The 11,050-nt window shown below is 49.0% G+C and carries 8 protein-coding genes; 5 read left to right on the plus strand and 3 right to left on the minus strand.

Annotated features, from left to right (window positions below):
- Positions 1 to 19: 19 nt before the first annotated feature.
- Positions 20 to 1,036: a bile acid:sodium symporter family protein gene (locus ACOJS8_RS12955; RefSeq protein ID WP_420148961.1), complete on the minus strand. Its 1,017-nt coding sequence runs from the start codon at positions 1,034 to 1,036 to the stop codon at positions 20 to 22.
- A 217-nt stretch (positions 1,037 to 1,253) separates the two neighbouring features.
- Here ACOJS8_RS12955 and ACOJS8_RS12960 point away from each other — a divergent pair, with 217 nt between their 5' ends.
- The 3 genes from ACOJS8_RS12960 to ACOJS8_RS12970 all read left to right on the plus strand — a co-directional run bounded on the left by ACOJS8_RS12960 (position 1,254) and on the right by ACOJS8_RS12970 (position 8,341).
- Positions 1,254 to 2,483 carry a GDSL-type esterase/lipase family protein gene (locus ACOJS8_RS12960; protein WP_420148962.1) on the plus strand — a complete coding sequence of 410 codons (1,230 nt, stop codon included), beginning with the start codon at positions 1,254 to 1,256 and terminating at the stop codon, positions 2,481 to 2,483.
- A gap of 10 nt (positions 2,484 to 2,493) precedes the next feature.
- The gene (locus ACOJS8_RS12965; RefSeq protein ID WP_420148963.1) at positions 2,494 to 5,973 is read left to right on the plus strand and encodes a PVC-type heme-binding CxxCH protein; all 3,480 of its coding nucleotides are present in this window, start codon (positions 2,494 to 2,496) and stop codon (positions 5,971 to 5,973) included.
- 283 nt (positions 5,974 to 6,256) lie between these two features.
- Entirely contained in the window at positions 6,257 to 8,341 is a 2,085-nt protein-coding gene (locus tag ACOJS8_RS12970; RefSeq protein WP_420148964.1) for a tetratricopeptide repeat-containing sensor histidine kinase, read from the plus strand.
- Here the strand turns inward: ACOJS8_RS12970 and ACOJS8_RS12975 are convergent.
- The gene (locus ACOJS8_RS12975) at positions 8,338 to 8,979 is read right to left on the minus strand and encodes a response regulator (protein WP_420148965.1); all 642 of its coding nucleotides are present in this window, start codon (positions 8,977 to 8,979) and stop codon (positions 8,338 to 8,340) included. The genes ACOJS8_RS12970 and ACOJS8_RS12975 overlap by 4 nt on opposite strands.
- A gap of 342 nt (positions 8,980 to 9,321) precedes the next feature.
- Between ACOJS8_RS12975 and ACOJS8_RS12980 the strand changes: the two genes are divergently transcribed.
- Together ACOJS8_RS12980 and ACOJS8_RS12985 are read left to right on the plus strand one after the other, a co-directional pair.
- Positions 9,322 to 10,128: a DUF5958 family protein gene (locus ACOJS8_RS12980; protein ID WP_420148966.1), complete on the plus strand. Its 807-nt coding sequence runs from the start codon at positions 9,322 to 9,324 to the stop codon at positions 10,126 to 10,128.
- Between the two features lie 6 nt (positions 10,129 to 10,134).
- Positions 10,135 to 10,503 (plus strand): hypothetical protein, encoded by a 369-nt coding sequence (locus ACOJS8_RS12985; protein WP_420148967.1) that lies wholly within the window; start codon positions 10,135 to 10,137, stop codon positions 10,501 to 10,503.
- A 156-nt stretch (positions 10,504 to 10,659) separates the two neighbouring features.
- Here ACOJS8_RS12985 and ACOJS8_RS12990 read toward each other — a convergent pair.
- Positions 10,660 to 11,050: hypothetical protein (locus tag ACOJS8_RS12990; protein ID WP_420148968.1), on the minus strand; the 391-nt coding region annotated here is incomplete at its 5' end.

Below are 11,050 nucleotides of genomic sequence, written 5' to 3' on the forward strand. Positions count from 1 at the left end.
GCCGCTGAAAAGGGATAAATCACTCCTGAATGACCTCAGCTTTTTCTTTTTGCCGCTGGGCCATTGCCTGAGCGATAATACTGGCGACAATCAGTTGCAGGGCGTGGTACATCATAATCGGCAGTAAGGCCACTCCTGCCATACTCCCCGGAAACAATACGTTAGCCATTACGCTACCCTGAACCAGCGATTTTTTGGACCCGCAAAACAGAGCGGTAATGCGGTCTTCCCGATTAAAATTGAGCAATTGGCTAAATAACGTAACAAGGCCAAAAATCAGAAAAAACAAACCCAGCATTAAGCCGGCCAGCCACAAAAGGTCGTCTATGGAAATTTTCTCGAAAGAATGGAGCGCAAACGATTCGCAGAAAGCCGTATAAACAATGAGCAGAATCGTGATCTGATCGAAATAACGTAACGCCGACTTGTATTTGGCGGCAATCCAGCCAAGCCACCTGTTCAGCAGCAAGCCCAGGATAACCGGTAGAATAACCTGAAGTGTTAGTTTGCTGATGACGCCCGTAAGATCGTACTGGCCGTTGGTGCTGGACAACAGATAGCTCATCCAGACGGGCGTAATAAACACCCCAATCAGACTGGAAATACTGGCGTTGAAAATAGCCGCCGGAATATTCCCCCCCGCAATCGACACCATCACTACGGACGATGATACCGTTGAGGGCAGAGCGGCTACGTAGAAAATGCCGAGCCAGAGCAATTCTGTGTCGGGCGTGAGCAGAAGCGAACGGGCAGCCAGGACAACCGCCGGAAAAACCACGAACGTAGTGAGGTGAATGACCAAATGCAGTCGATAGTTGCGTAAGCCTTCTTTCAACTGGTCGAAATTGAGTTTTAACCCGTAAAAGAAAAAGATCAGCGACACACCGTATGTAGCCAGCGACGATAAGGAAAAGAAACCTTCCTGAATGCCGGGCTCAGGCCAGAGTTTGGCCAGCCCAATCATAGCCAGAAGAGCCAGAATAAACCAGTCGAGCCCAACCCGGGCCAGCAATGTACTCAACGATGTTTTTGCCATAGTGAGTCGTTAAAGACGTAATAGAACTTGCCAGTTTTACTGATACATACTCTGGGCTGGGTCAAATGTTCAGAAACCAGACCGGGACATATCACTTGAGATAAGGCCTCTACTTTTGTTTAAGGCTACGTATTTTGATTGAGTAAATCAGATTTGATTGAAACTTTGCCAAAGGAAGCCATCAAGATTAGGGCTTTTCCGCGTTAACTAAAAATGCATGAAACTACGTAAAATGTTGGCCAGACCCGTGTGCATATTCGTCTTGTTTTTTGCCTGCGGGTTGGCTGCTGCCCAGACTAGATCCAACGCTTCGTTTGCCCTGAAGAACGGGGAGCGGGTAGTTTTTTTAGGCAATTCTCTGTTTGAAAATGATTTTCAGTACGGTTATCTGGAGTTGGCCCTGACCACCCGCTGGCCCGACCGTGATATCATTTTCCGCAATCTTGGCTGGACAGGCGATAACGTGTATGGTGTTGCCCGTAGTACCATCACAAATCCGCCCACCGGCTATGACCTGCTGATGGAACATTTGACCAAAGCGCAGCCCACCCTGGTTTTTGTTGCCTATGGCGGTATCGAAGCACAGGACGACGAAGCGGGGCTGCCGTTTTTTAGAGAAGGATTGATCAAATTGCTCGATAAAATTGATCAACTCGGCGCAAACGCCATTTTAGTGTCGCCGATGCCAATTCTGCTGCCTGACTCCAGCCAGAACGTAGCGAAACGGAATGCCATGCTGGAAACCTATGCGACCGCCATTGCTCAACTGGCTTCGGCGCGCGGCAAGCGATACATCGATATTTTCAAGCCCATTCAGGAAATCAGTAAAAAAGTCAGCCTGACCGATAATGGCATCCATCTCAACGACGTCGGCTATTACCATCTGGCCACTATTTTCGAGCAAAGTTTAGGCTTGGGGCCACGTAATCAGCCTATTACGATTACAGCAGGCAAAGTTCCGGCTGTTACGTCGGGACCGGCAAAAATGCTGAACGCAGGTGATAATACCACCACTAATCTTTCCTTTACGGTCAATGATAGTCTTTTGCCGCTCCCACGGCCTACAGATGATCGAGCCGTTGGCAGCGATGCACCCATAGTCACGATAAAAGGGTTGAAGAAAGGATATTACACACTCACCGCCGATCAGGAACAATTGATTTCGGCTTCGGCCAAAGAGTGGGAAAACGGTGTGGCAATCAAACAGGGCGCTACGTTCGTCCAGGCGCGTGAGTTACAGCAGATGATCGTAAAAAAGAACGATCTGTTTTTTTTTCAATATCGTCCGCTGAACACGACCTATATTCTTGGTTTTCGCTCCTACGAGCAGGGACGACACGTAAAAGGTCTGGAGGAACAGAGTATTCTCATTAAATGGCTGGAAGGGCAGATTGCATTATCGCGCAAGCCCAAATCCCGCATCTATCAACTTACCCCATTAAAGTAGCAGGCACGTAATGAAAGCTCTCCGGCCCCTCAATGTTCTCCACAGGATTCTCCTGATTGCTATGGTTGTCGTGATCTCCTCGGCTGTTCAGCAGGACGATCGCAAAGACATTCCGGACCCAGACCCAAAGCATGAACTTGCATCGTTTAAGGTTGCCGACGGCTTTGAAGTCACTCTGTTTGCTGCCGAGCCCCTGGTGGCCAAGCCCATTCAGATGAACTGGGATGCCGACGGTCGGTTGTGGGTGGTCAGCAGCACAGCGTATCCGCACCTGAAAACCGGCGAACAGGCCAACGACAAGATTTTTGTGCTGGAAGATACGGATGGCGACGGTAAGGCCGATAAGTCAACCATTTTTGCTGAAGGGCTGCTCACACCCACGGGAATCCTGCCGGGCGATGGGGGCGTATACGTAGCAAATTCGACCGAAATTCTGCACTTTATGGATACGGACGGCGACGGCAAAGCGGACAAAAAACGCCGGATCTTGAATGGATTTGGTACCGCCGATACGCACCATCTCATCCATACTTTTCGATGGGGCCCCGAAGGGTTGCTGTATTTCAATCAATCGATCTATATCTACAGCCACGTCGAAACGCCTTCGGGAATTAAACGGCTGGAAGGGGGCGGAGTCTGGCAGCTTAATCCGAAAAAACTCGAACTCGATATTTACGCCAAAGGGCTGATCAATCCGTGGGGGTTGCAGTTCGATCGCTGGGGGCAGTCATTCCTGACGGATGGTGCTGGAGGTGAGGGTATTAACTACGCGTTTCCGGGTGCTACGTTCGTTACGTCGCCCGGTGCCGCCCGAATTCTTCGGGGGTTAAATCCGGGTCAACCCAAGCACAGTGGGCTGGAGGTGATTTCGGGTCGGCATCTGCCCGAATCCTGGCTAGGAAGTGTAATTACCAACGATTTTCGGGCGAATCGGATTAACCGTTTCCGGCTGGAAGAACAAGGCAGTGGTTATGCATCCAAGCAGGTCGACGATTTGTTGTGGACGAATCATGTGGCGTTCCGTCCCGTCGATATATCCGTAGGACCCGACGGAGCTATCTACGTAGCGGATTGGTATAACCCGATTATTCAGCATGGCGAAGTCGATTTTCACGATCCGCGCCGGGATCAGCAGCACGGCCGTATCTGGCGAATTGTGGCCAAAAATCGCCCGATGGTTAAGCGTCCGATGCTATCAAAAGCCAGTGTCAGCGAATTGCTGGAATCCCTGAAACTGCCCGAAGACTGGACCCGTTCGCAGGCGAAGCAGCAGTTGAAAGCCCGCGGAGCCACCGAAGTGATTCCGGCATTGGAACAGTGGATTCAGAAGCTTGACAAAGCCGACGCCGAGTACGAACATCATCTGCTGGAAGCGCTGTGGACGTATCAAACCCTTGAGGTCGTCAATGAGCCGCTGTTGCTACGTCTCCTGAATGCGCAGAACCACCAGGCTCGGGCAGCTGCGTTACGTGCCCTTACGTTGTGGCATACGAAAATAACGAACCTGCCTGCCCTTTTGACGAAAGCCGTAGCCGACAAACATCCGCAGGTTCGTCTGGAAGCCGTTATTGCCCTTCGAAACGTAAAAACGGCTGAGGCTGCCCGTGTTGCTTTATCGGTGCTGGACAATCCGATGGATGAATTTCTGGATTTTGCACTCTGGCAAACCGTTCGCGAGCTGAATCCTCTCTGGGCAACGCGCCTGAAAAAGGAACCCACTTTTCTGGGCGACGCACGAAAAACCGTTTTTGCCTTAAAATCAGTAAGCAATGCCGATGCGGTTGCACAGTTGACCCAATTGTATCAGCAGGGGCAGGTTCCTGACGAGTATCAGAAAGACGTACTTGGATCAATTGCCCGATTCGGCAGTGTGGCGGATTTGACGCTTATTTTCGAGAAGGCGTTGCAGGGCAAAACCAGTCAGACCAGTGACGTAGTAAGTTTACTGGCTACGTTGGAAGAGGCTGCCCGCCGGGGTGTGAAGCCAAGTGGCAACCTGAATCGAATTACTGAGTTTATTAACAGCAGTGACGAGGCTATTGCGATAAATTCGGTCCGTTTGATTGGGCTATGGCGCATGACCGAACTGAATGGAACGCTGATAAATCTGGCTCAGAAAGAAGATAAAAAGGTGCGTCAGGCTGCGTTAGGGGCACTGGCGCTTACGGATAAAGAGAAAGCTTGGCAGTCATTAACCAATCTGTCGACCGGAAAAAATCCAGCTGATTTACGCGTGGCTGCAGCAGCAGAACTTGTTTCAGTAAACGCGACCGAAGCCGCCCGGATTGGCGCGGATCTGATGCGAACGCTTCCGGAGCAAACGGACGTAACGGATCTTTTCCGGGCGTTCTTTACCAATAAGCAGGGGACAAAAGCGCTCTCCGACGAGTTGACTTTCCGAAAAATACCCGAAACGAGAGCCAAAACGGGGAGGCAGCTTATGCAACGTAGCGTGCCCTATAACCGACGTAACGACGAAGATGTCAAACTGCTGGCGAAAGCGCTGGAAGCGTCGGGTGGGGTTCTGCCCGTTGAAAAGATGCCACAGGAGCTTACGGCGCAGGAAATCAGCAGTCTGGCAAAACTGATCAGCGAAACGGCCGATCCGGTGAAAGGAGAAATGGTGTTTCGTAGAAGTGCACTGGCCTGTCAAAGCTGTCATGCCATTGGTGGGGGTGGGGGACGTATCGGCCCCGATTTAAGCAGTTTAGGTACGAGTTCTCCCGTAGAAACCATCACCCGATCCATTCTTTATCCAAACCAGTCCATAAAAGAAGGCTATGAGCTGCAGCGCATCGCCCGGAAAGATGGTAGCGAACTAATGGGGTATCTTGTGAGCAATAGTACGTCCGAACTGGTGATACGTGATGTGTCGGGGCAGGAAGTTTCCGTACCGAAAAGCCAGGTTAATGTCATTGAAAAAGTGCCGGGGTCGCTGATGCCTGCCGGATTAACGGCGGGTCTGGACAAAGAGGAATTTGTTAATCTGGTCGGGTTCTTGTCGAAAATAGGTGAGTCGGGAAAATTTCGCGTACCTACGGAGCGGTACGTTCGTCGCTGGTCGACTGTTTCTGGCAGTAAAGAACTGACTCAGAAACTCCGGGACGAAGGACTTGGCTACGTCGCTAAAAATAACGTAACGCTGCAACTGCAGCCCGTTTATAGTAAAGTTTCCGGTGAACTGCCGATTGAGGAGCTACCCATTCTTGCTGCAAATGCAAACAAACCGTACAGCGTAGTGCGGTTCGATATCGAAGTAGTTAGTAAAGGCAACGTAGCGATGACCTTCAACACTCCGTCAGGTATAAGCGCCTGGGTAAATCAAAAACCGGGTAAGCTGACCGATGGCAACCTCCTTGTCGAGCTTCCGCAAGGCATGCATACCATCACCGTCGCTGTCGATAGAGCCCTGCATAAGGCCGGTCCACTACGTATACAACTGCTCGATACGCAGAGTTCGGCCCAGACAAGGCTTGTGATGGGTAGATAGGAGCAGGGTCAGCGAAGCCGCTTCGACAAAGACAGGTTGTCCGATAACACGTAGCCACTGGAGACGGACAGCCTGCTTTTGTCAGGCTTATGACCGTTAAATAAGCCATCGTAAAAGCGAGTCCTTTCGTGCCAGAGAGACGTTAACTTTAGCGTGACAATCAGGATATTAGTGATGTAAATTCGCTCTTGGGCCTCGCTGAAAAATCACTCAAGGCGGTGGTTTTCGGAAGGGAAAGTCAGCCTGGAGCTAATTAGGCAGTTCTGATCGTTCGGTAAAGACTATGAAATCGTCTCAAAACGTATTGCGGCTATTCGTCTGCCTGCTACTAAGCACTTCTCTTCAGGCTCAGAGTTATGATACTCCTCCCTTTGATTTCGACCGCCGTATCGACCAGCATTACGTGGATAGCCTGCTGGGGGTTACCCGTACCCGCCTGCTCGCTCTGGATCAACGGCGGCCTTCCCCCAGAGTTGATACGGCTCGTATGGAATATCTGCATTTTCTGGCCTATGTTCATTACAGCGGTATCACGCACCGCGACAGCGCACGGTTGGTAACGAACAGTCTTATACGTTTGGCTGAGCAGAAGAAAAATGTGAAATACCAGATTAAAGGGCTACTCGAAAATGAGCGATATTACCGAGACTTCAGCCGCGATTATCCGCAGGCCATTAAATTGAATTATCGACTCTTAGCGCTGATTGATACTTCTCCTGAACAGTATTCGATGTATTTGTGGCGTATCTACCGGAACCTTGGCCGGATTAATAGCTCAATTGGAGACTATGAAGAAGCGGTGTCGTATTTGCAGAAAAGTATCCAGTGGTTTGATAAAGATAAAAGAAATGAACCCAGCCAACTGGCGAGTCTTCATCAGTATCTGGCTGACGCCTATAAAGGGCAAAGTCAGTTGGCAAAGGCCGAAACCCATTACCTCCTTGCATGGGAAATTTTTGTTCATAACAAGGCATCGCTCTCCAACAAAGCTTATCTGCTTAACGATATTGGAGCTGTATACAGCAGTCAGCATAAATTTGTTCAGGCTATTCCTCCGCTAAAGCAATCGGTTGCGTACTGGAATCAGTTGAACTCGCCTTTGCCCCAGGCCGACGCGCTGGCCGATCTGGCAGGAGCTTATCTTGGTTTGGGTCAGTATGCTGAAGCTATTACCAGCGCCAAAGAAGCTTTAGAGAAAAACCATAAGGTGCATGCGCCGATGCTCACGGCCTACTCAGTGCTGATCAAAAGCTACGAGCATTTGAAAGACTGGGAAAATGCGTTTGCCTTTCAGCAACTCTACAACAATACGCTGAAGGACCAACAGCAGGCTATCAATCAGAGCGAGAGCTTACGTATTAAAGCCAAATACGACCGCGAACGGCTTGCAACCGCCTATCAGCATGAACACCAGATCCAGGATCAACGGTATCAAACCCTGGCTAAGCAAGCGGAAATTGACCGCCTTAATCACACCTTCCGAACGAACGAACTACTCCAGCTGGCCCAGACCAATACGCTGAAACATCAACTGGAAACGCAACGGTTAAAGGCGGTATCCTCGCAAAAGCAAACAACTATCAATCAATTGAAAATTAAACAATTAAGGCTAGGCATGTCCGCCCAAGAAGATCTACGGAATCTGCTGTTGACCGGGCTATTGCTAATCAGTTTGCTGGGACTACTGCTTTTGTACTATAGCCTAAGACTCCGTCGGACCAACGTAGCGTTGCAGGCTAAAAACCGGGAGATTGAAATGGCCCTGCTTAAAGGACAGACGATTGAGCGCAAACGGGTTGCCACTGAACTCCACGACCGGGTAAGCAGTTTGCTGGGTGCCACTAAAATGACCTTCCAGACTATTGACGCAGATGGCCTTGCGCCCCGCGACAAAAAGCTGTACGAAAGCAGCTTAACGCTATTGGACGACGCGGTTGTACAGGTTCAGCAAGTGTCGCGGAATCTGATTCCGGAGCAGTTGCTTCAGCAGGATTTGCTGGTATCGCTCAAAAGTTTGGTCAAGAAGCTAAACCTTGTTGATAAAACAGTCTTTACGCTGACTGATGAATCTGCTGGAAAACTGCCCTCAACTTCCGATGTGAAGTTTAATCTGTACGTCATTTGTCTGGAGCTTTGTACAAATATTCTTCGTCATGCATACGCACGTAACGCGACCATTCGGCTGATCGGGCACGATAGCTGGCTCGCTATTCAGGTTAATGACGATGGCATCGGAACAAATCATCGCCGGGAAGCTGGAATGGGCCTGCACAACATTCGAGAGCGTGCCCAGGCCATTGGGGCGCAGTTCTGGATCGAATCAGAACCGGAAAACGGAACGATAGCTCGTGTTTTACTGTCCGTCTAATAGGTTGCTTTACCTTTCTTTAGCGAGTATTTAAGTAAGCCCAGCGCCGTTGTGATTCCTAATTTCTGATAGATTCGTTTGCGATGCGTTTCAACCGTATTGAACGAAATGAATAGGCGCTCGGCAATTTGCGCACTGGATAACTCCTCTAGGATAAGGCTGGCAACCTGGGCTTCCCGTTCCGATAAAGGATTATCGACCACCGGGTTAGTAACGGGTCTGCTTAGTGGAAAAACCCGGCTATCAATATACCGTCGACCAACTGCAACGGCTAGGATCGCATCGAATAGTTCGGATTTATCGGCAGTCTTGGTTACATATCCACTGGCGCCTGCCTGCATGGCCTGCTGGATTAAGGCAGGATCATCTGAGCCGGACAATACCAGAACCGCTACGTTTGGATACTGCGCTTTCACCGTCAGAATTACATCAGTGCCCGTCAGAGTAGGCATCAGTAGGTCAGTTACCAGTACGTCGACGGCATGGCCCTCAGCGTGAGACTGCTCCAGGACCTGTAACAGTGAGCGTTTATCCGTAGCCATACCTACAACCTGAAAGTGAGCGGAGGTGGAGAGCAGGTTCGCGAAACTTTCCAGCACGACCCGGTGATCGTCTACTAAAGCAATGTTGTACGACATATTGAGAAGCGTGATTTTTTAAACATTGATCGTCCTGATACGTATCAAACTGTTTTGCTGATCAGGACATCGTTTATCCCCGAGACTATTTTGCCAGAGTGAAAGTTAAAAATTTCCGTTCCGAATCAGTCCGTAGTTTTTAGCAAACGGTTTATCAATCAGCTTTGCCGTCAGCGTGACCGACAATTTGTTCCTGGAAAACAGCAACTTTTTGTTTCACTACGTATCAACACGCGTTATCAAAGGTTAAACTCTAATCAGTGAGAGTCAGTAAAGTAACCTTCAAATAAACTTATGACTGGGAACCCTTTTCCGATAAGGAAAATCAGATAACAGCTAGCTATGAACTTCGAAGACGAAATTGTGCTGTATCAGTTCGCGCAGGGCGTTTACCCGATGACCGATTTACGGGATCAATTCAGCCTGCTCAGTGCAGAAAAACAACGGAAGCGGTTTGTACATTTTTATTGCAAGGTTTATGAATATGCGTTTACGGATGCCGATATTGACAAGGCCCTCGCCGATTGTTCGTTAGACGCTACCGATGCTGTTTATGACTATCTGAACCTTCGTCGGTTGGTAAAAGGACCGAAGAACGTAGTGTGCATACCACATTCCGCGAGTCCACCGGAAGGTAGGCTTGACAAAGTGTATGGAGTGCTGCTAAATCTGTTCAAAATAAATTACCAGCGGCAGTATGCGCTGGGAAAAACGAATCCGACTGATTGGCAGTACCGGGATTTGTCGAACCCCGAAATAGTGCAGGAAATAGGTAGCAGTCATCAGACGTTGCTGGATGAGGTGTATACAAACCCCAGCTATCGAAGCGAGTTTGCCAGCATGGCCAAATTATGGTATGAGCAGGATCGGTTATCTCAGTCAAGGTATCAGGAGCCCGAACCAGCTCCTGAGCGCCAGACCACATTCGATTTTATTACGTATGATGAGCTGATAAACGAATCGAATAAACTATTTGAAGGTAACAGTGATGAGATGAAGCTGAGTAATGCGTTTGGAATGCTCCGTCAATCGGTCGAGAAAGGCCTGGCCAAGCGTTACGGACTACCCATCGAAAAAGCCAGAAAACTTTTGTTTGATGTAATGGAAAGGCATTTACGGGAAACCTATAATGTCGATCTTTTTGATTAAAAGGTGATGAAACGGTTGTTGACATACGTACTGATAGGTGCTTTTCTGGTAGCAACGGCCCTGATGGTTTATGTTTACCGGGAGTATCTGGGTGAAGATTCAGACCCCACTACCGAGAATCTATCTAACCCCCTTATCAACAAACGACTAAACGCGGTTGTCCTACGTATCATTGAGAATAAAGCAAACAACCTACCCCAATTTGAGGTAGAATATGCCGATCTGAATACAGAAGAAACAGCGCGCTTACGGCTCGATAATCAATACCACGCACGCATCCACGTGGGCGATACATTAACAAAAGAGCAGGGGGAGAAGCTTCTGCTAGTCTATCAGAAGGCTGCCGGGCATATTCAAACCGTACCTATCGATTAATCGTTGTTTGTTTACCTGATAGTAGTAACTCTTCCCCGAATCACACTAGAACAGTACTTACCTTGAAGGTCTGAACGTATCAGCACAGCGGCCCAAAATAAATGTCGATTGATAAAGGAATTGTCTGGACAAGCTCAACTAGAACATACGGCCCCATTATTTCTTAGAAATAGCCAGCACCGGGGTAAGGGTTCGGGCTAGGCGCTCTGTCCGTATACGGGCCCCCTCCTGTGTAAGGTGGTAAACAGTATCGAAAAATAGCGTATCATTCATCACAAAATCCTTAGGGCTACCGATGACAGGGCAGATTATATTTTGCCGGTAATAGTGATCTAATGTATTCAATTCCGCAGCATTCATGAAATAACCTTTTTTGCAGTAAGCAGGATAAGTTAGCACCACCTGAGCACCTTTAGCTGTTGCTAGCCTCGTAAACGCATTTAGGAGTGCTATATTTTCGTCGGGTTGAGTATTCTTAATCTTGATCAGATCGCTAAGTTTTTGTTGAGCTGGTAATCCGTAATGGCCCTGAACGTCCCCCTCTTTA

The organism is Spirosoma sp., assembly GCF_048594605.1.
Taxonomy (GTDB): domain Bacteria; phylum Bacteroidota; class Bacteroidia; order Cytophagales; family Spirosomataceae; genus Spirosoma.